The 24547-nt window shown below is 67.6% G+C and carries 21 protein-coding genes; 3 read left to right on the forward strand and 18 right to left on the reverse strand.

Annotation, left to right across the window (positions count from 1 at the left end; all coding sequences use genetic code 11):
• Positions 1-28 precede the first annotated feature (28 nt).
• The 3 genes from AC1RP5_RS20955 to AC1RP5_RS20965 all read right to left on the reverse strand — a co-directional run bounded on the left by AC1RP5_RS20955 (position 29) and on the right by AC1RP5_RS20965 (position 3505).
• Positions 29-826, reverse strand: coding sequence for a hypothetical protein (locus tag AC1RP5_RS20955; RefSeq protein ID WP_493113908.1), 798 nt, complete (start codon positions 824-826; stop codon positions 29-31).
• A gap of 358 nt (positions 827-1184) precedes the next feature.
• Complete coding sequence (locus AC1RP5_RS20960; protein WP_493113910.1) at positions 1185-2321, reverse strand: glycosyltransferase family protein; 1137 nt, start codon at positions 2319-2321, stop codon at positions 1185-1187.
• On the reverse strand, positions 2321-3505 hold the full coding sequence (locus AC1RP5_RS20965; RefSeq protein WP_493113911.1) for a glycosyltransferase: 1185 nt from the start codon (positions 3503-3505) through the stop codon (positions 2321-2323). The genes AC1RP5_RS20960 and AC1RP5_RS20965 overlap by 1 nt, the downstream gene beginning before the upstream one ends.
• Positions 3506-3588: 83 nt before the next feature.
• Here AC1RP5_RS20965 and AC1RP5_RS20970 point away from each other — a divergent pair, with 83 nt between their 5' ends.
• Genes AC1RP5_RS20970 through AC1RP5_RS20980 form a run of 3 tightly spaced genes read left to right on the forward strand, consistent with a single transcriptional unit; the run spans position 3589 to position 6559 of the window.
• Entirely contained in the window at positions 3589-4632 is a 1044-nt protein-coding gene (locus AC1RP5_RS20970; RefSeq protein ID WP_493113912.1) for a PIG-L deacetylase family protein, read from the forward strand.
• Positions 4617-5429 carry a class I SAM-dependent methyltransferase gene (locus tag AC1RP5_RS20975; RefSeq protein ID WP_493113914.1) on the forward strand — a complete coding sequence of 271 codons (813 nt, stop codon included), beginning with the start codon at positions 4617-4619 and terminating at the stop codon, positions 5427-5429. Before AC1RP5_RS20970 ends, AC1RP5_RS20975 begins: the two co-directional genes overlap by 16 nt.
• 2 nt (positions 5430-5431) lie before the next feature.
• Positions 5432-6559 carry a GNAT family N-acetyltransferase gene (locus AC1RP5_RS20980; RefSeq protein WP_493113915.1) on the forward strand — a complete coding sequence of 376 codons (1128 nt, stop codon included), beginning with the start codon at positions 5432-5434 and terminating at the stop codon, positions 6557-6559.
• Here the strand turns inward: AC1RP5_RS20980 and AC1RP5_RS20985 are convergent.
• From AC1RP5_RS20985 to AC1RP5_RS21055, 15 genes are all read right to left on the reverse strand, one after another.
• Complete coding sequence (locus tag AC1RP5_RS20985) at positions 6552-7544, reverse strand: glycosyltransferase family protein (RefSeq protein WP_493113917.1); 993 nt, start codon at positions 7542-7544, stop codon at positions 6552-6554. The genes AC1RP5_RS20980 and AC1RP5_RS20985 overlap by 8 nt on opposite strands.
• The gene (locus tag AC1RP5_RS20990; protein WP_493113918.1) at positions 7544-8935 is read right to left on the reverse strand and encodes a glycosyltransferase; all 1392 of its coding nucleotides are present in this window, start codon (positions 8933-8935) and stop codon (positions 7544-7546) included. Before AC1RP5_RS20990 ends, AC1RP5_RS20985 begins: the two co-directional genes overlap by 1 nt.
• A complete protein-coding gene (locus AC1RP5_RS20995; protein WP_493113920.1) occupies positions 8932-9855 on the reverse strand; it encodes a glycosyltransferase family 2 protein in 924 nt (307 codons plus the stop codon). The genes AC1RP5_RS20990 and AC1RP5_RS20995 overlap by 4 nt, the downstream gene beginning before the upstream one ends.
• 4 nt (positions 9856-9859) lie before the next feature.
• The gene (locus tag AC1RP5_RS21000; protein WP_493113921.1) at positions 9860-11029 is read right to left on the reverse strand and encodes a glycosyltransferase family 4 protein; all 1170 of its coding nucleotides are present in this window, start codon (positions 11027-11029) and stop codon (positions 9860-9862) included.
• A complete protein-coding gene (locus AC1RP5_RS21005; RefSeq protein WP_493113923.1) occupies positions 11026-12318 on the reverse strand; it encodes a glycosyltransferase family protein in 1293 nt (430 codons plus the stop codon). Before AC1RP5_RS21005 ends, AC1RP5_RS21000 begins: the two co-directional genes overlap by 4 nt.
• Positions 12319-12328: 10 nt before the next feature.
• Complete coding sequence (locus AC1RP5_RS21010) at positions 12329-13381, reverse strand: glycosyltransferase (protein ID WP_493113924.1); 1053 nt, start codon at positions 13379-13381, stop codon at positions 12329-12331.
• Positions 13381-14634, reverse strand: a complete 1254-nt coding sequence (locus AC1RP5_RS21015) for a glycosyltransferase family protein (protein ID WP_493113926.1) — start codon at positions 14632-14634, stop codon at positions 13381-13383. The genes AC1RP5_RS21010 and AC1RP5_RS21015 overlap by 1 nt, the downstream gene beginning before the upstream one ends.
• Positions 14635-14645: 11 nt before the next feature.
• Entirely contained in the window at positions 14646-15935 is a 1290-nt protein-coding gene (locus AC1RP5_RS21020) for an ABC transporter ATP-binding protein (RefSeq protein ID WP_493113927.1), read from the reverse strand.
• A 2-nt stretch (positions 15936-15937) separates the two neighbouring features.
• A complete protein-coding gene (locus AC1RP5_RS21025; protein ID WP_493113929.1) occupies positions 15938-16780 on the reverse strand; it encodes an ABC transporter permease in 843 nt (280 codons plus the stop codon).
• Entirely contained in the window at positions 16777-17877 is a 1101-nt protein-coding gene (locus tag AC1RP5_RS21030; protein ID WP_493113931.1) for a glycosyltransferase family 4 protein, read from the reverse strand. The genes AC1RP5_RS21025 and AC1RP5_RS21030 overlap by 4 nt, the downstream gene beginning before the upstream one ends.
• A complete protein-coding gene (gene asnB, locus AC1RP5_RS21035; RefSeq protein ID WP_493113933.1) occupies positions 17878-19713 on the reverse strand; it encodes an asparagine synthase (glutamine-hydrolyzing) in 1836 nt (611 codons plus the stop codon). It lies immediately after the preceding gene.
• Between the two features lie 16 nt (positions 19714-19729).
• Positions 19730-20974, reverse strand: a complete 1245-nt coding sequence (locus AC1RP5_RS21040; RefSeq protein WP_493113935.1) for a sugar transferase — start codon at positions 20972-20974, stop codon at positions 19730-19732.
• 202 nt (positions 20975-21176) lie between these two features.
• On the reverse strand, positions 21177-22688 hold the full coding sequence (locus tag AC1RP5_RS21045; protein WP_493113936.1) for an O-antigen ligase family protein: 1512 nt from the start codon (positions 22686-22688) through the stop codon (positions 21177-21179).
• Entirely contained in the window at positions 22685-23371 is a 687-nt protein-coding gene (locus AC1RP5_RS21050; protein ID WP_493113938.1) for a hypothetical protein, read from the reverse strand. Before AC1RP5_RS21050 ends, AC1RP5_RS21045 begins: the two co-directional genes overlap by 4 nt.
• Positions 23372-23474: 103 nt before the next feature.
• Complete coding sequence (locus AC1RP5_RS21055; protein ID WP_493113939.1) at positions 23475-24494, reverse strand: transglutaminase family protein; 1020 nt, start codon at positions 24492-24494, stop codon at positions 23475-23477.
• Positions 24495-24547 lie beyond the last annotated feature (53 nt).

A 24547-nucleotide genomic window follows, 5' to 3' on the forward strand; every position in this document is an offset into this window, starting at 1 on the left:
GAAGTTTCCACGCAGACGCTCGTAGGCACTACCTCTGGCTCTGCTGCTGCGCCGGCGGTGGGTCATAGATTACCGGAGGGAGCGGACCAGTCGGCGGCGGGATCGGCGGGCTGCCGGGCGGCGGATTCGAAACAGGCGTATACGGCGGCGGCGGCGGTCCCGGCGGCAGCGGCTGCGTGCCCGGAGGTGAAGGCGGCGAATCCGGCGGCGTCAGGTTGTTGATCATGGACACCAGCGTCGGCGACGACGTGCCATCCGGGCCCGCCAGCATCTGCGCCACGAGTTCCTGCATCGTCGGACCACCGGTCGGGCCGTACGGAACACCGCCATAGACCGGCGTGTCGTTCGGCGGCGGAATCATCGGGCCGCCGGCCGTGTTCAGGCCTTCGAGGCCACCCGGAGGACCGCTGTCGGGAGCAGTGTTCTGCAACGGCGCTGCGGGCTGCAGCGGGCCAGCGTTCTGCAACGGGCCATTGCTCTGCAGCGGGCCGGCGCTCTGAAGCGGACCCGCGCTCTGCAACGGACCGGCACTCTGCAACGGGCCAGCCGTCTGCACCGGACCCGAGCCCTGCAACGGACCGGCGTTCTGCAGCGGACCACCGCCCTGCTGCGGACCTTGCTGTGCCTGCTGAGGACCACTCGCGGGGCTGTCGGCCGCAATCGTCGGACCGCCGCCGGGACCAGCGCCCTGAACCGGGCCGGCACCCTGCATAGGACCGGCACCTTGGCTCGGACCACCACCCTGCTGGGCAGCACCCGGCGGGGCCTGGGCTACTTCGGGACCGACCTGTGCGGAAGCGCCAGCGGCCCAAAGAAGGACCGACATTGCCGCTAAACCCTGCGCCCGGAGTGCAATTTTAAACATTCAACCCAACCCGATCACGAGCCCGAAGAGAGGTCGCGATCAATTTTTGGAGGCACCACCCACTTGGCCCGCTCCGGAATCTTCGGATCGGTCCCACCCAAGTCGATGAACAAACTAGCGAATTGCATGCAGAAAGCCAAGACCCTGAAAGGCCAGAAGCGCCCGATCCTTACTGCGATTCACCACCCCTGAACCGCCTCGAACACTCCCATTGCCTTCCCCGCATACGATCCGGAATCGGTTTGGGATGAGAACAAAATGGAATCAATTTGCGGCAAATCGAAGGAGGAAATTGCAATGTATCTGCAGTCAGGCAAAATCACCTGGCTACGGCACGATTGGCCAAGTCTTCGAGTGCCGCGGCAAATCCACGGAAATCGCCGCAGGGAACGCGCCAGTATCCGGCGGGAGCCGACCGGGCGAGCATATCGACGTCCGAATCGGCACTGCCCACGAAAAGAACGGGTTTGCCCGATTCGATGCATGCGTAAATCTTGGACGGCATCACGTAGCCCACGAAGGAGTCGCGCAGCGTGACGAGATGGGCCGCCGGGGCGCGCAGCAGGCCGGGCAACCTCTCCAGAGGGACCGGCAGGGATCGATGGAAGGGAACGCCCGCTTCCGTGAAGCGGCCGGCCAACTCCTCCGCGCCCGCCCCTGTGGCACTAAGCCACAGCCGGACTCGACCTGTCCCGTCGCGGTGGTGGAGCTCGTAGCCCCGCGCCACGGTCTCGACCTCGTGGGCGACCCCGTAGTTGCCGGAGTAGAGCAGCACGCAGTGCCCGGCGAGGTCGGCCGGCAGCGGCTCGACCGGACCGTCTGGCACGAACGTCACCGGCGACCCGTCCCGGACCAGGGCGATCCGCGCGGCCGGCACGCCGGTTTCGTTCAGCCGCCGCCGCTGGTCCTCGCCCAGCACCTCGAAGCCATCGACCCGGCGGCGCCAGAAGTTGGTCAATCCCAGCAGCCAGCCCAGCGCCCGCGACGGCCGGGGCCGCGCCGCGATCAGGCATTCGGGGTGGAAATCGGTGATCCGGTAAACGAGCCGGCCCCGCCACAGCAGCTTCAGCGGCACCAGCAGGTGAATGAGGAACGGCGGCGAGCCCGTGAACAGGATGCCGTCGGCCGCCCGCAGGGGACCGAAGGCCGCCCGGATGAGGCGCAGGTTGGTGGCGATCGTCCACAGCATGCGCCCGACCAGTGACCCGCGCGGCACGGGCCGCGCGGACAGGCGGATCTCGGTCAGGCTCCCCTTGCCGATCTCGCGCTGCACCTTGCTACCGGCGCCGGCCGCCAAGCCGACAAGGGTGACAGCATGCCCCTGCTCCGCCAGCGCCTCAGCGCGCATCTGCATGTATTGGCCGACCGCACCGAAGTCCGGCGGTAGCCAGTCGGCGATGATGACGATCCGGGGCTCCGTCGCGGGATCGAACGGGCTTTGCGCCAGCAGCTCCATCAGGCAGCGGCTCCGCGTTTCGCGGCGTCGGCGATCGACCGGTAGAGCTCGGCCATGCGCCGCGCGACGGCGGGCCAGCCATAGTGATCGATGACGTGACGCTGCCCAGCTTCGCCCTGCCGGCGGCAGAGGTCCGGATCTGCGAACATGCTTCGCAAGCCCGCAGCAATGGCGGCCGGCGTCGGATCGACAACCAGCCCGGCCTGAACGTCACGCACGATCTCCGACATGCCGACATCGGGCGTCGCCAGCACCGGCACGCCGCGCCGCATCGCCTCGAAGGCCGCGATGCCGAAATTCTCCGACAGCGACGTCATCGCAAACAGACGCGCCGCCGCGAACAGAGCCTCCTTGTCGGCGCCGGAAACATGGCGCGCGATGATCGTCACCCGGTCGGACACGCCAAGGCGAGCAGCCTCAGTGGCGAGGTATTCCGCATGTCCGCCGGCATCGTCGCCCGCCATGACCGCGCGCACCGACGGCGCTTCGGCCAACGCGGCGATCACCCGGTCGAGCCCCTTCTCCCAGCTCAAGCGGCCGAACGACAGGATCATCGGACCGCCTGCAATCGCGGCGGCCACGTCCGGCGACAGCGCCGCTTTCGACGGCGGTGGCGGATCGTCGACGCCGTGCGGGATCATCGCGATCGGCGGCAGGCGCCAGCCGAAGCTCGCAATGTGCTGCGCCTCCACCGTCGACGTGGCGTGCACGGCCGCCGCGTGTTCGAGGTTGGGCCGGTCGATCAGGCGGATCCAGGCTTCCTTCACGACGCGGCTCTTCCGCCGGATCAGTTCCGGCACCAGCATGCCGCGCGGCGAGATCACGTAGGGAATGCCGCCGGCGCGCGCCGCACGGGCGCCGGCCAGGATCGGCCACAGGAACACCGAATGGAGATGCACGGCATCGAAGCCGGCCGTCGCAGCACGCAGCGCCCGGTCCATCGGGGGCGACCAGTACAGCCGGCGCAGCACGCGGCTCGGGAAGTAGGTCACCTTCACCGCTTCGACATCGACCGGCACCCCCAGCGGCACGTCGCTGTCGTTGGGGCCGTCGACGCTGGTGGTGAAAACCTGAACGTCGTGGCCGGCCGCCGAGAGTTCACGGCAGAGCGCGTGGACCGACCGGATCGGCCCGCCATATCGAGTGGCCGGCAGATAGGTCGGGACGACGTGAAGGAGGCGCAACGGCTTAACCACTGATTCGCAAGGACTTGATGTATCGGGGCAATTGATAGCATAGGTGTTGAAGGAATGGGCTCCGCGATCGAATGAAGCTCCGTATCGACTTCCGGCCGTCGATCGTCGTGGCGCTGCTGGCCGCCGCCGCTCTCCTGTTCTGGCTGGCGACGCGCTTGCCTGGTGCTTTCTGGATCGCCCTCCCCTTCGCCGTCTTCTATTCCCTCCTGCTCGCGATCGCCTGTCTGGCTCTCGTGCGGATTTTGATGATCGAGCGCTGGATGGGCTGGGACCGGCCGGGCCGCCTGCTGATCCTGGCGCCCCACGAGGACGATTGCGTCATCTCCGCCGGCGGCCTCGGCCTGCGCAACAGCCGGCTGGGCGGCGCCACCCGCGTGATCTATCTCGCGCGCGATGAGACGCCGGCGCTGCCCGAGCGGCGCGAGGCGGAGGCGCGCGCGGCCTGGAGCATCGCGGGCCTCGGCGACGCCGACCTCCGCTTCTTCGACCTGATGCCACCGCTGGAGAGCCGCGATCCTGCAAAGCTGCGCGCGGCCGCCGCGACGCTGCGCGGCCTGATCGACGAGTTCGCGCCGACGGCCATCGTCATGCCGGCCTTCGAAGGCGGCCACGTCCATCACGATATGGTCGCGGCCCTGATCGACCTTCTGGTCACGCCGGCCGACCGTTTCGCGGTGTTCGAGGCGCCGGAATACAGCCCCTACGTCTCGCTGCTGAACACGCCGCACCGGATCCTGGCCCTGTCGGCGCGCTGGCTGTTCGGCCTCGTCGCCTACAACGGACCGCCCGACGGCGTCGACGGCCGGCCGGTCCTGAAACTGCGCATGGCGCTCCCGGAACTGGCCGAGAAGCGGCGCATGCTGGCGGCCTTCGTGAGCCAGAACGCGCCGTCTCTGGTGACGACACGTGGCTATCCCGACCGGCTGGTCGCGCGCACTGCCGGCGGCCCGCGGCGTCGCCCGTTCGATTTCGACCGGTCCTATCTTCGCTTCGTGCTGGCGCTTCGTCGCCGGCTGCCGGCACGTCTCGTCGACAGGATCCTGCCGGTGCAACTCGGTACGATCGGCCGCATGGGCACGATCACCGACTGGGATAGCGAATGGGGCAAGGCGTGACCGGCTTCGCGTCCGACCTCAGCCACACGGCCTACGAATCGCCCGACATCGTGGCGCTCTACGCCCGGCCCGACGGCTTGCAGAAGCCGGAAGAGACGCTGCTGGCGCAGCTCCGCCCCTCGCTGGGCTCGATGGACATGCTCGACATCGGCGTGGGCGGCGGCCGCACCACCCGTCATTTCGCGCCGCTCGTCCGCTCCTATCTCGGCGTCGATTACTCTGCCGCGATGATCGAGCGCTGCAAGGTGGAGTTCCCCGCCTTCCGCTTCGCCGTGGCCGACGCCCGTCGCCTCGATTTCGCGGCCGACGAAAGCTACGACCTGGTCCTATTCAGCTACAACGGCATCGATCATCTCGACGAAGCCGAGCGCGGGATGGCGCTTGCCGAGATGCGCCGCGTCCTGCGGCCCGGCGGGCTAATGGTCTTCTCGAGCCACAACGCGAACTACCTGCCCGCGATCATCGACCGCTTCCGCTTCCGCATTCACACCAGCCTGCGCGAGACCTTGCGCTCGCTCAAATGGTCGGGCGTGTTCTGGGTGAAGAACCGCCTGCTGCAGTACCGGATGCCGCTCGCCGCAGGCCGCGTCCATGACGGCACGCACTCCTTCCGGTCGTCGGCGCTCTACTATGTGCGGCCCGATCTCGGCGTCGCAGAGCTTCGTCGCCTGGGCATGGTCGACATCGTCTGCGCCGGCAATGAGAGCACCGAGTTCGTGAGCGGCAGCGACCCCGGCCTGTCGCGGGATCCGAATCCATGGATCTATTACGTGTCGCGCAAGCCGGGGCGGACCTGACGATGGCCCTCTCCCTCGAACTGGTCACGTCGGTCGAAGCGTTCGAACGCCTGCACGCGGACTGGAACGAACTCGTCGACGGCATGGATTTCCCGGAGATCTTCTATCGCTGGGAATGGAACTTCCTGTTCTTCCGGCACTGCCGCAAAGGCGACGAGCCGTTCATCGTCGTCGCCCGCGATGCACCCGGCGGCCGGATCGCGGCCATCGCCCCACTTTGCCTGCGGCGCACACGCTCTTTCGGGATCGCCGTCACGGTGGCCGAGACGATCGTCGCGGGCCTGGCCGACTACCAGAACTTCCTGGTAAGGGCCAGCGTGCACAGGGGCCGCGCCGCGGCCGACATCCTCGCCTTCCTCGGCGACCACGCCGCGCGATGGGATGTGCTCGACCTGCAACAGTTCTGCAGCCGCGATCCCACGACCTTCCAGATCGTGAACGCCGCGCAGGCGCACCATGACTGGACCGTGCGCACGCATATCCAGACGCCGGTCGCGGTGCGCGACCTGCGCCCCGGACGGGCGACGGAGGATGCCGGCCGGCTGCGCCGCATCCGGGCCCGGCTCGAGGACCTGCAGCAGCGCGGCTTCGACGTTCGTGTCGGCGGCGACGACTTTGCCGCGCGCTGGCCGGCCTTTCGCGAGCTTCACATCCAGAGCTGGCCCGGCAGCGTGTTCGGCAGGGAAAACGAGCGGCAGTTCTTCGACGCGCTGGTCGCGAGCGAGGGCATGCGCGATCACCTCGACCTTTCCGTCGTGCTGTCGGAAGGCCGGATCGCCGCCGCCCATTTCGGCTTCGTCGACAAGGAGAAGGTCTACTACTACATGCCCGCGCGCGACCGGACCTTCCAGAACGAGCGGGTCGGCGCGGTCCTGCTGCTGGCGCTCGTCGAGCATTATGCCCGCACGCGCACCACGTTCGACTTCATGCGCACGCTGGGCACCTACAAGACCTGGTACACCGACACGATCGACGCCAACTTCCGCATCGTCGTCCATGCCAATGCGAGCTTCAGGGCGTTTGCCTACGGCCTGTTCGACGTGACGCGCCGCTTCTTCGTCGAACTCGGCCTGCCGCGCGCCCTGCTGCGGCGGTTCAAGAGAGGACGCGGCGCGCCGCCAGTCAACTAGGACCGTAGCGGTCGACCAGCGCGAGATAGGCCATGGCCTGGCTCTCAAGCGTGAACTTCTCCGCGATCATCTCGCGCGGCGCGAACAATCCCGCCTCAACGCCGAACCAGAACTTGTCGAAGGCCGGCAAGAGATCGCCGCTGCCCTTGAACTTCATGCCGCAACGCTCGTCCCAATAAGGCACCGACGTCACCGGCCCGAACCGCACCAGATGCGGCGCATATTTCGGATCCTTCCACAGCCCGCCATGATCCCACGCGAACAGCGGCACGTCGGACGCCAGCATCTGCTGCGCAGCCAGTCCCTGCGTCTCGTGATGGCTGAGATAGACCATGGCGCGCGTCCGCCGGCTGAGATCGTGCAGCCGCTCCTCGCGATAGAAGCCGTAGCGCAGCATCTGCACGCTCAATCGCCGGCGCCGCAGCTCATTCAGCATCGGCTCGACGATGGTCCGCATGTAGCGGCTGCGATGCCGCACGACCTTGTCGTAGATCAGGACGTCGACGTCCTTGTTGGCGCGCTTGGACGGCGACCAGCGATCGGTGTCGATGCCCGAGGGCCAGACGCTGATGTTTCCTGGCCAGACGGTCGAGAACATCCGCTCCACCCACGGACTCGGCACCAGCACGCGGCGGATCTTGCGGCGGCGCAGCAGCTCGGGATCGTCGCTGGGATGGTTGTAGATCGAGGTGCCGAACAGGATCGGCGTCTCCTGCGGGATCTTCGCCAGTACGTGCGGCTGGCCGATGACGCAGGCCAGTTCGTTGGGGTTCTCTCGGATGTGCCTGTAGTCGTTGACGCGATACGGCACGTTCAGCCGATCCAACCCTGCGCACAGGTTGAGATAGACGCGCATCGTGCCGCCGGGCTGCTTGGGGCCGCGCAGGGCCCAGCGCACCATGCGGCGCGGATAGCGGTCGAACGGCGCCCAGCGATCCGAATCGGGCTCTTCGTAGAAGAGATTGAGGGGCGCGCGCAGAGACATCAGCGCAGCGCCTCGATGCGCCGCGGGCGCTCTTCCATGATCTCGCGATAGAGTTTCGCCATGTCGCCCGCGACATCGTCGATCGATCGCGTGCGGCGCATGTTGCTCGACAGGCGCGCGACCTCGGCGCGATCTGTCGCCGCGACGCGGATGGCCTCCGCCCACGGCTTGGGATCGTCGAACGCCAGCAGCCAACCGTCCACGCCGTGATTGACGCGCTCTGCGATGCCACCGATATCGGCGCCCATCACCGGGATGCCAAGCGCCCTCGCCTCCTGCACGACGATCGGGCCTGTTTCCATGTAGCGCGACGGCACCGCCAGCACATCGATGTCGGCCAGGAATTCGGGCACCTTTTCGTGCTCGACCAGTCCCATCAGCCGGATGCGCGGATCCTTGCGGGCCGCCTCCTCCATGCGCCGGGCGAAGCGCGCGTCCTGACCGACGCCCGCGATCCGCAGGTGCACCGGCAGGTCGGCCGGCAGCAATTCGAGAGCCCGCACCAGCATGTCGGCGCCCTTGTAGCGTTCGAGGCGCCCCAGGAAGCCAATCACGATCTCGCGGCGGTTGACGCCCTGCAATGGCCGCTGCTTGCGCTCGGAGAACTCCGCACTCGCCGACTGGCCCGACACCACCATCTTCTCGGGTGGGATGGCGTTCTCGGCGAGCGCCGCGCGCACCCATTCGCTGGGCGCCACGATGCGTTCGCTGAGCGTTGCCATGGAGCGCAACTGGCGAGCCTTGGTCGCGGCGGCGGCGCGCGCCGAGAGCAAGGTCGCCGCGCGCTGGGAGACGCGCGAGATCGCGCTGTCGGTCACGTCCCATCGCGGCAGGCGCGACACGAGATAGGCGGCCGGCGCCGGCAGGCCGCGGTCGAGCGCCCAGCACTCCGCGCAGCGCCGGTCGTCGATAAAGCCGTCGCATGGCTTCTCGTCGTAGAGCAGCATCGTGCCGCGCATACAGATCGGCGACGGCACGTGCATCGTCACGACGCTGGGAAGGTCCATCCGCGCGACCTGCCGGAGATGACGCAGGCCCGCGCCGCTGGTCCAGGAATGGAGATGGAACAGGTCGGGCTTGGTGATCTCGACCAGCTCCTGGAACATGGTGCGCCGCTTGCGCACGCTCCTGTCGCGGAATCGCTGGATCTCCGGCGCGTCGATCGGATAGCGCACCACTTCGACGCCGTTCCAGGAATAGCGGGCGTAGGATCCGTCCGTCGCGGCGATGATCGTGCTGTCGACCTCGTGCCTCGACAGCGCCGTGACGAGGTCGCGCACATAGACCTCGGTGCCGCCGGTCGAATCGGGAAAGTAGAAGCCGACGCAATGGACGACGCGCAGCCGCCGCTTGCCCGCCGTGCCGGGCACAACCACATCCGGTGGCGTCATTGCGGGAACTTCCGAAGCCGCAGCAACCGTTCGGTCGCGGCGAAACCCAGCACCTTGTAGGCGAGCGCCAGCACCGGACGGACCGGCGGCACGAACTCCGGATCGAGCTGGTAGATCCAGTCCACGACCTCCCCCGCCTCGCGCGGATAGGCCTTGGCGAACGAACGCACGTTGGGCCACAGCATGCGGATGGCGGCCCGCTTGCGGCGCAGGGTGAGCTCGCCACGTGCCTCCAGCAGGGCGAGCGCCTTGCGGTAGATCGAGATGTGGGTCCAGTAGCCGAGGTCGCGCTTGAAGCCTGCCGTGTACTGCAGGCGATCGCCGGCATGGCGGCGATGGACGAACGCCGGCTCGCGATAGACCGCGAGCTTCGGCTGGCGCATCGCGACTTCAAGGATGAACAGCCGGTCGTCGCGCAGGGCGAAGTCCTGTCGATGCGGAATGCCGCGGATCAGCTCGCGCCGGAACAGGAACGCCGAATAGTGCGACGACCAGCCCTCGCCGAGCTGCTGGGCGATGAAGTCGTCGCAATCGTCCCAGTCGTTGACCCGGCGCTCCCCGCTCTCGTCGTCGTAATCCTCATAGCCCGCCACGACGAGGTCGGCGCCGGTTTCCCGCGCCAGCGCGAGCTGGCCCTCGTTCGTGTCCTCGCAGAGCCAGTCATCGGAATCGAGGAAGCGCACATACTCGCCCTTCGCCGCGGCGAGCGCGGTCTCGACGGCCCAGTCCTTGCCCCAGTTGTCGGTGCGGATCGCCACGATGTCCCGCTGCGCCTGCAGCCAATCCCAGGTCCCGTCGGTGCTGCCGTCGTCGACGACGACGATCTCGACGTTCGCATTGCCGGCCCGGCACGATTCGACGGCCTGCGGGAGGGCCCACAGTCGATTGTATGTCGGGATGACAACGGAAATGTCGCTCACGCGATCACCTTAGCCCACTCCCGGCGGCCAGCGCATCGGTGGCTTCGAGCACGCCATCCGCGGCCCGTGCCGGCGAGTAGATCGCCATCCGGTTGGCGAGCGCCTGGCGGACCCGATCCCGGTCGAGGGCGAGGACCCCGGCGATGGCCGAGGCCAGTGCCGGCACGTCGCCGAGCGGCGCGACGGCGCCGGTCACGCCGGGCTTGATCAGGTCGGGGCCGCAGCCGACGGCATCCGACACCACGGCGGGCACGCCGCAGGCCATCGCCTCGTTGACCACCAGCCCCCAGGTCTCGATGGCAATCGACGGCAGGACGACGACATCGGCAGAAGCATAAACCGCCGGCAGCTTGCTCTGGTTCACGAACCCCAGGAACTGCGCGTCGACGCCCGCGGAGCGCGCGACCTCCTCCATCCTGCCCTGAAGCTCGCCCGTGCCTGCTACGACGAGATCGATCGGCTGGCCTTCTCCCACGAGCCGCGCCACCGCCTGCGCCACGTCCAACGGCCGCTTGCTGTCGACGAGTCGGCCGACGAACAGGACGCGCCGTCGTCCGTCACTCGCTCCCTGCCCCGGCTGCAGGCGCGCTGCATCGCTGGCGCGCCGGAAGGCGTCGTTGTCGACGCAGTGCGGCGAGAAGAACAGCCGGCTCGACGGCACCAGGTAATGTTCGAGATACTCGCGATTGCGCTGGCCGACATAGAGGCAGGCATCGAACTGCCTCAGCACATGCGGAAAGATCACGCCCTTGAGCTTGCCGACCGCGCCGCCCCGTTGGCCGGCGAGCTGCGAATCGCCCCGCACCATCACCGGGACGCGCGCACGATGGCAGGCCCGCACCGCCTGCCAGTAGGAGCGCAAAGACCAGCCCGGCACGACGAAGGCATCGAAGCGGCCCGCCGCAATCCGGTCGGCGATCTCGGGCGTGTTGCAGCCGGCAAAAGTCTGCGTCGAAGGCGTGCGCGCCACGTTCTTCAGGAAATGGCTTTCGTAGCCCGACAGGAGATCGACATCCCAGTCGAAGGCGACGCCATAGCCGGCCTTGCCCTGCCCCGCCGCATCCTGCTTGTGGGCAAAGAAGACCGTGAGATCGCAGCGCTGCGCCAGCTCGCGGAAGATCGGCGTGTAGTACTGGATCGGATGACTGACCAAGAAGCCGACCCGCCGCTTCATGGCCGATCACTCGCCGCACACGCGCGATCCAGCGCCTCGGCAAACAGGCGCGTCGACTCGCGTGCGGAATAGCCCTCGAAGACGCTGCGATCCACGGCGGCCGCGTCGTAGGCCGGCCGCTCGATAAAGCCCTGGAGTGCGGTGGCCACCGCCTCCGGCAACGGCAGCTCGCCCTCGGTCAGGGTCAGGACCTCGCCGACATGGGCCGAGCGGATCATGGTCACCGCCGTGCTGTCGCGATGGAGCAGCGCGAAGACCGGGCGTTCCGACAGCATCGCCTGAAAGACCTTCGAGGGCGTGTAGTGCGGCTCGGTCGAGCCCAGCACCAGCACGGCGCTGCTGTGCATCAGGTGATTGAGCGTATCGACGTAGCCGATGCGATGCGGATGCTCGTCGACCATCTCGATGACACCGGCCGCCTGCGCGCGCGGCAGCACGCGATGGCCGTTTGGATCGTCGGGCGAGCTGCCGGTGCCGACGAAATGGACGCGAAGCCGCGCGGCCACCTGCGGCGCGCGCTCGCGCAGAGTCCGTAGTCCCGCAAGGAAGGCGTCGAGCACGACATAGCCCGCCGGCAGCAACGCGCCGGCGTAGATCATGTGGAAGTTGCCGTCGGCGGGATCGAACAGGAACGGCGCCCGGCCGAGGCCGCGCACCAGCGCGTAGTCCTCGGGCGCAGTGCCCATCGGCATGTAGGCCAGCACGGCTTTCGCCGCGACCTCGGGATTGCGTTCCAGCATGCCCGCCACATATCCGGGCGCCATCCCGGTGATCAGTGCGGCGTCGCGGACCGACCACGGCTCCAAAATCTCGGCCAGCTTGTTGGAGGACCAGGCCCGGCTGAACGCCTTCTCGTTGCCCGTCCAGCGATTCACCCAGGGGTCCTGATAGTCGATCCCGAACGGCAGTCCCTGCCGCAGGTGCACGAGACGACCGACCGGCGCCAGGAAGTTCGACGGGATCGTCACCATCACGAAATCGATCTCGCGCGCCTTCGCCATCCGGGTGAGCGCGCGATAGCACCCCCAGAAAGAGCGAATGCCGATGTCGCCGACCAGCCGCACCGGCCGCGTCGACATCGTCTTGGCATGCACGACCTTCAGGCCCGGCGCGACCAACCGCTCGAGATCGGGATCGGGCCGCTCCTCGTATTTGGCGGGGTCACCCGTGACGACGACCGGCTCCCAACCGAACTCCGGCAGGTAACGCGACCACAGGCGTGCCCGCTGTGCGCCCACGAGATTGCTCGGCGGAAAGTGTCCGCTGACCAGGGCGACTCGGCGTTTCATGGGCTGCGGATCATGCTCGCGCCAGTCGGGCGCGGACCTTCGAATAGAGATCGATGTAGCGCGCCACCACGGCGTCGGCCGAAAAATGTTCCACGGCGCGGCGGCGGCATTCGGCGCGATCCAGCGGGCCGACTCGTTCCACTACCTCGCAGCCTTCCTCGATCGACTTGATCAGGAAGCCGTCGACGCCCGGCCGCACGATCTCCGGCAGCGCGCCGCGCGGGCACGAGATGACCGGCGCCCCGCAGGCCAGCGATTCCGCGAACACGATGCCGAACGGTTCATCCCACTGGATCGGCACCAGCATCGCCCGCGCCTGTCCCAGCAGCACGTTCTTCTGCACGTCGTCGACCGGCCCGACATATTCGATGCCGCCCTTGCCGATCTCCGGCGCGATCTTCTCACGCCAGAAGCGGCCTTCCGGGTCGTCGCGGTCGGAATGATTGCCGGCGATGATCAGCCGGCGGCCGGTGCGCCGCGCAATCTCGATCGCCCAGTGTGCGCCCTTGATCTCCTCGACCCGGCTCAGGAACACCAGCGGCGCATCGTCCGGCACCGACGTGGCGCCGAGCGTGAGGCCTTCGGTGTCGGCAAAGTTCGGAATGCCGTGCCATTCACCACCCGCGGGCCGGCCACGGCGTGCGATGTATTCGCTGCAGCCCGTGAAGGTGATGCGTCCGGGCGCCGCCAGCCGGACCGCGAGGCCGACGGTGCGATGCGTCGGTTCACGCTGGAAGGACATGATGAGCGGAATGCGGCCGCGCAGATGCGGCAGCAGGTAGGCAATCCGCGAGTAGCTGTGCACGACGTCGGGCTTGAAGGCCCGCACCGCCCGCGACAGCGCCAGCGTGTTCAGCACGGTGTCGCGCCGCGACAGCGAACTGAGGCCGGGCCAGGGAAAGAACGCGTCGTTCGGGCATTCGGAGCCGGGCCGCGCGACCAGTCCGACCGTGTGGCCGGCCGCCCTCAGCCGGCGGACCAGCACGTCGACGATACGCTCGATGCCGCCATAGAGCCGTGGCGGGACTTCGATCTCCGGATCGGCGGTCAGCAACAAGCGCATCAGCGGCGGCCCTTCTCTTGCCGCGCGAAGGCGGCCGCTACGGATTGCAGCAGCACATCCTGCTCCCTGTCCCAGTTGTAACGCTCGCGCCCCAGGCGCCACGCCATTTCCGCAGACTCGGCGAGGATCGGAGGTGACGCAAGCACGTCAAGCGTCCGCGCGAGGCCTGCCGGATCGGCCAGTGAGCAGAGCCTGGCGGCCCGCCAGAGATCGGCCGCCAGCAGCTTCTGCGCGGGCGTGTCGCTCATGACGACCGGCACGCCGGCCAGCAGATAGGTGAAGATCTTGTTGGTGAGGCAGATGCGGCGGTTCTCGCTGACATCGGTCTCCAGCGACAGGCCGATGTCGTACTCGGCGGCGAGACGCACCATCTCGGCCGGCGGCGCCATCGGCAGCAGCTTCACCCTGTCGCCGATCCCCAGCGATGCGGCCAGCGCCAGCAGTGCGTCGCCATGGCCCCAGCGATTGCTGCCCCGGATGTCGAGCGTCACGCGCGCGGTCGTTTGCGCCATCGCCTGGATGAAAGCCTGCAAGCCGCGATCGGGGCCGATGGTCTGCGAGAACCAGTAGGCACGCAGCGCGGGCGCCCCCTCCTCCCTCCGGGCCGCCTTCGGCTGCGGCGGCGCCATCGACAACGGGAAGACATTCAGCACGGTGGCCGGCTCGGCGATTCCATAGCGCTCTGCATAGGCCTTGCCGATCAGCGGCGCTGCGGCAGTGACATGCGTGCAGGACGGCAGGATTGCGCCTTCGACGATTTCGATCATGCGCATGCGGAAGGCATCGTCGGCGCTTCCCGTGCCCTCGCCCGAATGGAAATCCTCGGCATCGAACCCGAGCAGCGCGCCATGCCGTCGGGCCGCCGCCGCGGCCGCCGGCAAGGCCGCCACGTAATGTGCGATGTAGAGATCGGCCGGGACTTCGCGTGCCCGGCGCATCAGCGCCGAGACCGGCGTGCGGGCACTACGCGCGGCAATACCGACCGGCACCTCGAGCCCCAGCGTCGACAGTCCCTTGGCGAGTACGGCAGCGGCTCGCGCCGTCACGCCTTCGTCCGCCGAGCGCGGCACGCGTATGACTTTCCAGGGCACCGAAGCCTCGATCTCGTCATCGGCCTGGCGCAGGACTTCGTTGTAGTTGCAAACGATGGCGGTGACGTCGTAGCCCGCGCCATGCAACGCATCCGCTTCCTTGAGCACCCGCGGATTGGACGCGAGATTGCCGGGGCTGACGATGCAAACCGTGCGACGCATGGGTCCGGCGATCAGGCCGGCTCCGGCTCTTTGCGCTCGATGCGCAGCGGCGAGGAGAGCTGCATGGCGATGACGCCGTTGCCGAGGCTTTGCTTGAAGTCGTAGGCGATGCCGCCCGGGCTCGATGCCGCGACATTGAAGGCGATCGCGTTGGAAACGCCGTGGTCGACGACGATGGTCAGCGAGTTCGTCGCGATGTCGAAACTATAGTCGCCCGACGCCAGGAACAGCGGCTGCAGGCTCAGCGTGAAGACGTGCCGGCCGGGTTCGCTCGGCAAGGCGGTCTGCGAGAAGATGCTGGAGGAGTAGAAGCCGACCGGCAGATTGTTGGCGTCGCGCAACTGCAGTTCGAGGCCGAGACCCGGCATGTTGGTCGTTTCCACCTCGACCCGCAGGTTGAAGGGCGTGCCGGGCTCGTAGATCTCGGTCGGCAGGCCCTGAGCGTCAAGCAGGTCGGCGGAGATGATCGCCGAATGATGGCCCTTGCCCCAGTCGCGGTCCGACTTGCCCTTGCTGAGCGAGGCGGAATACTGCGCGATGGCCGCGTCGATCGGGCCGTCGAACAGGAGCTGCCCGCCCTTTAGCACGATACCGCGCTTGGTGAGCGCCGCCACGGCCGCAAGATTGTGACTGACGAACAGCACCGTGCGGCCCTCGCTGGCGACGGCCGACATGCGGTCGAGACAGCGCTTCTGGAACTCCGAATCGCCGACCGCCAGAACCTCGTCGACGAACAGGATCTCGGTCTCGAGATGGGCCGCCACCGCGAAAGCCAGGCGGGCGTACATGCCGACCGAATAGCGCTTCACCGGCGTGTCGATGAACTTCTCGACGCCGGAGAAATCGACGATCTCGTCGAAGCGCGCCTGCACTTCCTTGCGCGTCATGCCGAGGATGGCGCCGTTCAGGAAGATGTTCTCGCGGCCCGTCAGCTCCTGATGGAAGCCGGTGCCGACTTCCAGAAGGCTGGCGACGCGGCCGTTCAGTTCGACCCGGCCGAGCGTCGGCTCCAGGATGCGCGACAGGATCTTGAGCAGGGTCGTCTTGCCGGCGCCGTTGTGGCCGATGATGCTGACGACCTCGCCACGCTTGATCTCGAAATCGACGTCGCGCAGCGCCCAGAATTCCTCGACCTCGTCGCCTTCGATGACGGCCCGGCCGCGCAGCATGTCGGCGCCGCGCCGCACGAGACCGCGGGCGCTTCGCACCAGCGCCTCGCCCAGGATCGTGCCGTACTCGACCTTGTGGCCGATGATGAATTTCTTGCCGAGCTTCTCAGCCTTGATGACGGTATCGGACATGGTCAGATCAGGTCCGCAAAGCCGCGCTCGGTGCGGCGGAAGGTACGGATGCCGAGCCAGAGCATGAACGCGGTGACGAGCAGGCTGACGCCGAAGCCCGGCAGGTAGAGCGGACTGTCGCCGCCCAGGATGGCCCAGCGGAATCCGTCGATCACGCCGACCATCGGGTTGATGCTGTAGAGCAGCTGCCATTCCGGCGGCACGACCTTGGCGGAGAAGCCGACCGGCGAGACGTAGAGGCCGATCTGCACCACGAAGGGAATGACGAAGCGGAAGTCGCGATATTTGACGACGACCGCCGCCGCCCACAGCGCCGGACCGATCGCGACGAGCACGGCCAGGGCGACGAAGAACGGCAGCATCAGGATGTGCCAGTCGGGGATCACGCCGTACCACACCATGACGCCGGCCAGGATTACGAGACTCACGCAGAAGTCGATGAGGCCCACCATCACCGTCGCGAAGGGAATGATGATGCGCGGGAAGTAGACCTTGCTGACCAGTTGGGAGTTGCTCAGCACGCTGCCGGACGCATCGCTCAGGATCGACGAGGCGAGCGTCCAGGGCAGCAGGCCCGCGAAGACGAGGACGGCATAGGGCGCGTCGCCTTCGGTCGGCAGCCTGGCGAGCTTGCCGAACACGATGGTGAACACGACCATGGTGATGAAGGGCCGCACGAACGCCCAGGCGAGGCCGATCACCGTCTGCTTGTAGCGCACGGCCACATCGCGCCAGGCGAGGATGAAGAAGAGCTCCCGGTATCGCCACAGGTCGCGCCAGTACTGACGGTCGGCACGTCCGGCTTCGAGGATGAGCCGCTGCGAAGGGCGATCGCTGGAAATCATGGGCGGGCAGTCATACGACGCGGCTGGCCCGCTAGGCGAGCGTAGAGTGCACGGGCCGCGGCGACAAAATAGGGCCGGCGGTAGGGTTCGACGGCCGCCGGATCAGCCCTGCCCAACCCGAGTTGCCGCTCGATCGCGGCTGCCAGAGCGGGCCGGTCGGCCGGATCGACGATGACGCCGACACGCTCGTCGGGAATGGCGTCGGCGGTGCCCCCGCCCTTGCCGCCGACAACCCGCAGGCCGCAGGCGGCTGCTTCGAGGTAGACGATGCCGAAGCCCTCTTCTGTGCTCGGCATCACATAGAGGTCGGCCAGGCGGTAGAGATCGGGCAGGTCGGCGTCGGGCACGAAGCCCAGGAAGCGCACGGCCCCGGGCGCCACTTCGGCGGCGACCGCTTCGAGCCGCGCCCTGTCGTCGCCATCGCCCGCCACGACATGCACGAGGTCGGGAAATTTCTTCCGCAGGCCCGCCAGGACCGAAAAGACCGGCTCGTGGCCCTTGTAGCGCTCGTTCGCGGCGAGCCGTCCCACGGTCAGCAGGACGGGCCCGGTGCCGAGTTGCAGTCGATCGCGCAAGGCCCCGGATGGCGGCCCCGGGGTGAAAACATCTTGCACTGTGTCGGGTAGAACGCGCACGCGCTCGGGCGCGAGGTCGACCCAGCCCAGCAGGATGCGCCGTGTCTCGCGGCTGACCACGCTCACCAGATCGGCACGCCCGAGCAGCCGCCGCACGAGGCCGCGACGATCTTTCCAGATGTCGGTGCCGTGCGCCTGGACCCAGTAATGAGCCCCCAGCAGGCGTGCGAGCAGGAAGCCCAGCGGCGCCATGAAGACGTGTCCGCAGAATACGGCGTCGACTGGCCGGAAACGCCACGCCGCGACCAGCGCCACCAGCGAGAATTTCAGCCGCCCGAAGATCGGCGGATTCTGGCGCACACCCTTGGGTAGAACGATCCCGCTGGCATCGCCATGACGGGGCAGAATCAGGATCTCGGTCTTGCCGTCGGCCAGCGCGTCGAACAGATCCTGGTTGTAGCGGGCGATGCCGCCGCGCGCGCCATAGCAGTCGCCGACGAGAGCGAGGATGCGGGAACCCACTTAGACCGAGGCCGGGCCGGTCCAGCCGGCGCGCCAGACATCCAGCGCCCAGGCCCGCGAGGCCGCGGAGAGATCGATGCCCTTGTGCTGCGGTGCGCCGCTCGCTTCGCGCAGCCAGCGCCCGACCGGCGTCGAAAAGCCGGTCTTGCGCCGATGGCGGACGCTGTCGGGCAATGGTGGCTGGGGCACTTCGGCGATGGCGTCCTTGGCATTCATGTCGGCCAGCACCGCACCCGGCGGGAGGGCGGCCAGGAAGAACGGATCGACGAACGGCACACGGATCTCGATCCCGTGGGACATGCCCGCCCAGTCGGCATCGCGCAGGAGCTGGTTGCGCATGTAGAGCGATGTCTCGAGTGCGGCGACACGATCGAAGTCACCGAGCGGACGGCCGGTCTGGATCGCGGCGGCGATGCGGCTGAGCGGCGCCAGGCGACGCAAGCCCTCCTCCACCAGCGCCGGATCGAGCACCTCGTCGAGCTCCCACGGCATGTAGACGCTGCGCCGCAAGAGATAGGCACCGGCCCAATTGCCACCGTATTGCAGCACGCCCGCCGCCTTGGGATGCAACTTGAGGCCCGCGGCGATGGCGCCCGTCAGGCCGCGTCGCGCCAGCGCGCCGAGGCCCGGCAGCCACGACACCGGCCGCAGCCAGTGCACACTGCGCGGCACGTCAGTGAAGGACGGATAGCCACCGAAACACTCGTCGGCGCCGAGGCCGCTCAGCGCCACCTTCATGCCCGCCTCGTGCGCGGCCTTGGCGACGAACCATGTGTTGATGCCATCGACCGTCGGCAGGTCCATCGCATCGAGCAACGCCGGCAGGTCGCGCTCGAACTCGGCGCGATCGACCGTGCGCACGAAGTGACGTGCGCCGTAGCGTTTCGCGACTTCGGCCGCGAGCGGCGCTTCATCGAGCGCCAGGCCCTCGAATTCCTGGAAGCCCAGCGTCACCGCGGTGATGTCGCGCACGCCGAGGCCGGCCATCGTGCCGAGCAACGCACCCGAATCGATGCCGGCCGACAGGAACACCGCCACCGGAACGTCGGCTTCGAGGTGGTAGCGCACCGACTCGCGCACGGCATCGGCGACACGGGACTTGGCATCGCCTGCCGCGCCGATCGATGCCGCACGCTCGGCAAGCGCCGTTGCCACATCGTAATAGCGCTGCGGCAGACCCGGTCCCGTGGCGTCGACCGTCAAGGTCGTGCCCGCCGGCAGGGACTGGATACCGCGCCAGACGGTGAAGGGCTCCGGCACGCTGCCGAACAGATGGAAGCCGACGATGCCCGCCGGATCGGGATCGCGGGATACCGCGCCTCCCGCCAACAGTGCCTTGGCCTGCGAGGCAAAGCGCACGGTCCAGCCGTCGTCGGCCCAATAGAGCGGCTTGATGCCAAGCGGATCGCGCGCCAGCAGGAGCGTGCGCTTGTCGGCGTCCCAGATTCCGAAGGCGAACATGCCGCGCAGCCGGCTGACCATCGCCGCGCCGTACTCGGCATAGAGGTGGAGCAGGACCTCGGTGTCGGAGCCGCTGCGGAACGTGTGGCCCCTCGCCTGCAGTTCGGCCTTCAGTTCGCGATAGTTATAGATTTCGCCGTTGAACGTGATGGTGAGGCGACCGTCGCTGGCGTGCATCGGCTGCGCACCGCCCTCGGACAGGTCGATGATGGCCAGCCGCAGATGGCCGAAACCGACGCGGCCGTCGTCGCTCAGCCACAGGCCGCTGCCGTCAGGACCGCGCGCGACCATGCGATCGTTCATGCGAACGATTTCGCCGCGGTCGACCTGGGGCGCGACGTCGAGATAGGCGTGGATGCCTGCTATGCCGCACATGGATTTGCGCCCGAGCTTAGCGCGCGCCGGTGCCGCGGAACACCACCGCGAAGGTCCGCAGGACGATGACCATGTCGAGCCACAGCGAACAGTGCTTCAGGTAATAGAGGTCGTACTCCAGCTTGGCACGCATGGCGTCGGCTTCGTGGGCATAGCCCTGGTTGATCTGCGCCCAGCCGGTGACGCCGGGCCGCACGATGCCGCGCAGTGCGAAGTGCTCGATGTCGCGCACATAGCCCTGCTCCAGCGAGGCGGCCTCGGGGCGCGGGCCGACCCAGCTCATGTCGCCCTTCAGGATGTTGAAGAGCTGCGGCAGCTCGTCCAGCCGGCAGAGCCGGAGATAGTGGCCGCTGCGCGTGATGCGCGGGTCCGACGAGGTCGTGAAGCTGGGGCCAGGCACGCCCACGAACATCGTGCGGAACTTGATCATGCGGAATGCCCGGCCCCGCCGGCCGATGCGGGTCTGCAGGAAGAAGACCGGACCGGGGCTGTCGAACCGGATGATGAGCGCCACGATCGCCAGGATCGGCAGCAGCAGCGGCAGGAAGAGGACGGTCATGCCCCATTCGAGGGCGCGGCGGACAACGAGATACTGGCGCGACGGCAACAGTGAGCCGAATTCGTTGGGCGACAGGCCGCTGAGCGGCGTGCGGCCGGTCATGTTCTCCACGACATAACGCCGGTCGAGAACCGGCACGCCCGCGATGGCCGCATCGGCAAGCGCCGCGAGTTGTCCCTCTCCCAGATCGCCACTCAGGTCGGCCACGATCGCGTCGACCCTCAGGCGACGTTGGCGGACATCGTCGAAGTCGAGCCAGCGGCAGGTCGGAAGCCGTGGCATCGAGGCAATCGCCGAATGAGGCGTCACGGCGTAGTTCCGCACGAGGTATCGCCCACGAAGCTGGGCGATCACCGCCATCCAAAGCACCGTCAGGAAGCCGCTGCCGAAGAGCTGGACGCGCGAATATTCGAGGCGCAGCAACAGCAGGCACGCAGCGATGACCGCGTAGGTGATGATCGCGACCGGCGCGACCTGCGCGGCGTTCAGGCCCGCGCCGGGAAAGGCGTCGAGCCGCCGCCCGCAATACCAGACGATCGCGTAAGCGATGGCCGTCGTGATGATGGTGAGTTCCGAGGCGTCGAACGGACCATTGAACGGCTCGTCGGTCGCATAGAGCGGAATCGGCAGCACGACGCAGAACAGGAAGCCGAGAACCGCGTCGACCCAGGTCTCGATGAAACGCTGCGGGGCGGACCGCATGCGCGGTGTCCTGGTCGTCCGCTGCTCGTCGGGCGACGCCTCTTCCCCGGCCGTGATCGCTCTCCGCACGCCGTCTCCCCATGTAGACCGAGCGGGCCCCTGCTTTCGGCTGGCCGGCTGCGTCCCATCATACGCTACCGCCGGGAGGCCGGATGTTTCCGGCCATCGGCGTCCCAATAGCATACTTGCACCGACAATGCTTTTATCGCGATTGTTCCCGCGACGTAAAGCTTTGCTCGAACTGCTCTCTGCGACCGAATGCCTGTGCCCATCCCATGCCGAGCAGGGCCGAGGTGACGAAGCCGATGGCCGGCATCTGCAGGCTGAAGTCGATCAGGGAATGCAGGATCGGAACCGCCGCCACCGCGAAGGCCGCGGCCGGCAGGTAGCGATGCGCAATCCGCCGCTTGATGGCGCCACGCAGGCAGACCAACCACGGCAATACCACCACCGCCATTGCAGGGATCGATGCGAAGATGCCCAGCTCCACGACCGTCTCGAGCGGCGTCGAATGCGCGATATCGTTGGGCTGCAGGCTGTTGCCCGGCTGCAGGAGCGAGAACACGTCGCCGAAGCTGCCCAGCCCCCAGCCCAGCCAGGGCGACATGCCGATCGCCTGGAGCGCGGCCGACCAGATGCGCAGGCGCGATGAATCGTCGACCGACACCGCAAACTTGGAAAGCAACGCACTGCCGGCGATGAGGCCGACCACGACGAACAAAGCGAGGCCTGCGAAGAAGATGCGGCCGAGGTCGGGGCGCGACCGCCAGCGCCCCTGCATCAGCAGCAGGCCAAGGATCAGGATGCCCGCCGCGGATGCCCCGAAGCCGGCGCGCGAGGCCGACATCAGCATGCCGCCCAGCATCAGCAACGACACGGCGAGGAACACGACGCGGGGACCGGTGAACCAGTCGATGAGGCGGACATCCTCATCCTCGTCGTCGTAGCCATAGGGGACGTTCACGCTGCTCTTCTTGCGGTGGCTGCTGAAGACCAGGGCAAGGGCCGCGACGATGCACATCCCCATGTAGCAGGCGAACGAGTTGCTGTTCACGAAGGTGCCGCCCATCGGGCAACGATCCTGGGCAGTGAGTTCGAACTGCTTTCGAAGATAACTGCCGAGATAACAGGAGTTCGTCGCCATCTGCATGGCGATGCCGTAAGCCACGACCAGCACGCCGCTGGCGACCAGCGCGACGAGGAACCATCTCGCATTGTCGCGGTCGCGACAGACGGCCCGCGCCATCAGGAAGATCAGCGCGCACGCCACGCACTTCAGCAGGGAGTTTCGCGCCGCGTCGGCGGCGATCGCCGGGATCGGCGCATGGGCGCTGCCCAGGATCTCGGCGGCGCGCTGGAACAGCCAGGCATCGGCGGTGAGCGGCGTCCACGTCGTCATCTGCCAGAGCGCGAACGCCACGAAGAACAGCCAGCAGCCGGCCAAGGCCAGCAACGGCGGCCGCTCGACCGTCCCCACGGAATGGCCGTCGCGGCCCCCCAGCCCCAGCGATATAGGTATGGAAATCAGGCCGAGCATCACGCAGAGCGGCCCCCACGCCCAGTCGCGGTTGGCCCCCATTGGCAGAGCGGCCAGGACGACCATGGCGAAGAACACGAAGGCTGTGGTCTTGTCGATCGCGCGACGGGCAAACCAGCGCCAGTCGCGCAGGATGACCACGCCGGCCTCGTGCCCCTTCTCCGTCCATTCGATCATGGCTTCTTTTTCCTGCGCTCGTTCAGCAGGCGCGTGAGTTCTTCCTGTGCTCCCGGCTCATTGCGCACGAAGTAGCGGACGAACAGCTCGTCGATCGAGTTCCGGATGGTGTCGGCAAACCAGTCGTGCCGCGGCGAAAGCTGCCAGGTCCGCGCGACGTACAGCGCGACTTTCTCGCGCTGCGAGGCCGTCAGCACCTGCCAGTTGTCAAGGATCAGCCTGAGCCGGGCCGGCCACAGCGGCAGCAGCATCGGCGCGGTGTCGATCGACATCAGCAGCGGCGCGACCGACCGCTGCGAGGGCCCTTCCGCCGCCAGCCGGACGGACGCGAGCCGCAGCCACTGCAGACCGCGAGCGGGATCGTTCCCCAATCCGACATCGAGATCGTCCTGGGCGCGTTTCAGCCATTCGGTACGCTGCTGGGCCGTCGGCGCGAAATTGGGCGACATCGCCGCGCCGACCAGCAGCTCGGAGCGCTGGAAATGGCGGCTCGCGGTGGGGTCGGAATCGACGGCGCGGTCGAGCGCATCGATGGCGTTCAGCAGCGCGTCGAGGGTGATCTTGTAGTTGAGGCGGAGTGCCGTGGTCGCCGTATCGGCCTGTTGAGCCTGCCAGGCGCTTCTCGTCACCGGCCAGGCCAGCCAGACGAGAAGTGCCCCGCCGAGGCCCAGCAGGCCACGCACCAGCCCATCGATTGAAATGCCCAGAAATCCGCCCCCAGATACAGTCGGCACGTGTCGCGTCGCGCGCCCACTCAACCGCCGCCGAACGGCGATGTCAAAGGGCTTACGCGGGTACCGTCTGGGGAGCTGCGGGCGGAGCGCCCGGAACGCCGGCAGGAGCCGGCACGGCGGGCGGAAACGGTGCCTCGGACGAGCCCTGTGAAGGCACAGGGTCGAGCGGTATTGCCGGATCGGGAAGCGGCGCCGGGGTCAGCGTGTGGACCTGCACGTCGACGGCTGCATTGACCGTGACATCGGGAGAACCGGTGAACGTGCCCTTGATCGGCATCGCCTGCTCGGGATCGCGGCCGACCGCCACGCGGATCAGCCGCTCGCTGCCGATGATTCCGTTGGTCGGATCGAACTCCACCCAGCCGGCGCCTGGCAGATAGACCTCCATCCACGCATGGGGATAGGCGTGCGTCGTCGCCTCGCCCGGCGCGGTGTCGAGCGCAGGATCGTAGAGGTAGCCGGTGATGAAGCGCGCCGCGAGGCCGAGCGAACGGCAGCACTCGATCATCAGCAGCGCATAGTCACGGCAGGTGCCACCGCCGGTCTCGAGCGTCACCGCCGGCAATTGCGTGCCGATCTCGAAGCGCATCGCGTACTTCAGTTTTTCCTGGATGCCCGTGCACAGCCGCGTCAGCAGCGCGAACGTATCGTTCCCGCCCTCGCCTTCCATGAACTGCTTGGTCCATGGGCCGACCACCGAGTTCGGATCGGGATAGGAACGCTCGATGTAGCGCGCGAGATCGGGCGCTTCTTCGGAGGCGTAGCTGAACGGCAGGGTCCGGGCGAATTCCTCGATCGGCGGTAGCTCGGGCGGCACGCCGAAATGTTCGAGCTGGATCGTGCTGACCAGTTCCAGCACCTGGGTCGGAGCGTCGAACGAGGCGATGGCAATGGAATTGCCAAACGGGTCGTGGATCCATCGCACGTGGGCCGCCGGCTCGATCACGAGACCAGTGTGCAGAAGCCGCAGGTCGTGGCTGTCGCGCGGCCGGAACATCAGCCGGTGATCGCCGAGGGACACCGGTTCTGAATATTCGTAGCGAGTGCGGTGGACGATTTCGAGGGTTCGCATCAGAGCGCTATAATGCCTGGAGGGTGACTAGGTTGCATCTCGTCTGAATCCAA

Source organism: Reyranella sp. GW821-FHT12G01 (assembly GCF_058806575.1).

What these genes read in the sequence shown, in the direction of transcription:
- AC1RP5_RS20955 (WP_493113908.1), bottom strand. Translation starts at nt 826, where the DNA reads ATGTCGGTCCTTCTTTGGGCCGCTGGCGCTTCCGCACAGGTCGGTCCC.
- AC1RP5_RS20960 (WP_493113910.1), bottom strand. Translation starts at nt 2,321, where the DNA reads ATGGAGCTGCTGGCGCAAAGCCCGTTCGATCCCGCGACGGAGCCCCGG.
- AC1RP5_RS20970 (WP_493113912.1), top strand. Translation starts at nt 3,589, where the DNA reads ATGAAGCTCCGTATCGACTTCCGGCCGTCGATCGTCGTGGCGCTGCTG.
- AC1RP5_RS20975 (WP_493113914.1), top strand. Translation starts at nt 4,617, where the DNA reads ATGGGGCAAGGCGTGACCGGCTTCGCGTCCGACCTCAGCCACACGGCC.
- AC1RP5_RS20980 (WP_493113915.1), top strand. Translation starts at nt 5,432, where the DNA reads ATGGCCCTCTCCCTCGAACTGGTCACGTCGGTCGAAGCGTTCGAACGC.
- AC1RP5_RS20985 (WP_493113917.1), bottom strand. Translation starts at nt 7,544, where the DNA reads ATGTCTCTGCGCGCGCCCCTCAATCTCTTCTACGAAGAGCCCGATTCG.
- AC1RP5_RS20990 (WP_493113918.1), bottom strand. Translation starts at nt 8,935, where the DNA reads ATGACGCCACCGGATGTGGTTGTGCCCGGCACGGCGGGCAAGCGGCGG.
- AC1RP5_RS21000 (WP_493113921.1), bottom strand. Translation starts at nt 11,029, where the DNA reads ATGAAGCGGCGGGTCGGCTTCTTGGTCAGTCATCCGATCCAGTACTAC.
- AC1RP5_RS21005 (WP_493113923.1), bottom strand. Translation starts at nt 12,318, where the DNA reads ATGAAACGCCGAGTCGCCCTGGTCAGCGGACACTTTCCGCCGAGCAAT.
- AC1RP5_RS21010 (WP_493113924.1), bottom strand. Translation starts at nt 13,381, where the DNA reads ATGCGCTTGTTGCTGACCGCCGATCCGGAGATCGAAGTCCCGCCACGG.
- AC1RP5_RS21015 (WP_493113926.1), bottom strand. Translation starts at nt 14,634, where the DNA reads ATGCGTCGCACGGTTTGCATCGTCAGCCCCGGCAATCTCGCGTCCAAT.
- AC1RP5_RS21020 (WP_493113927.1), bottom strand. Translation starts at nt 15,935, where the DNA reads ATGTCCGATACCGTCATCAAGGCTGAGAAGCTCGGCAAGAAATTCATC.
- AC1RP5_RS21025 (WP_493113929.1), bottom strand. Translation starts at nt 16,780, where the DNA reads ATGATTTCCAGCGATCGCCCTTCGCAGCGGCTCATCCTCGAAGCCGGA.
- asnB (WP_493113933.1), bottom strand. Translation starts at nt 19,713, where the DNA reads ATGTGCGGCATAGCAGGCATCCACGCCTATCTCGACGTCGCGCCCCAG.
- AC1RP5_RS21040 (WP_493113935.1), bottom strand. Translation starts at nt 20,974, where the DNA reads ATGCGGTCCGCCCCGCAGCGTTTCATCGAGACCTGGGTCGACGCGGTT.
- AC1RP5_RS21045 (WP_493113936.1), bottom strand. Translation starts at nt 22,688, where the DNA reads ATGATCGAATGGACGGAGAAGGGGCACGAGGCCGGCGTGGTCATCCTG.
- AC1RP5_RS21055 (WP_493113939.1), bottom strand. Translation starts at nt 24,494, where the DNA reads ATGCGAACCCTCGAAATCGTCCACCGCACTCGCTACGAATATTCAGAA.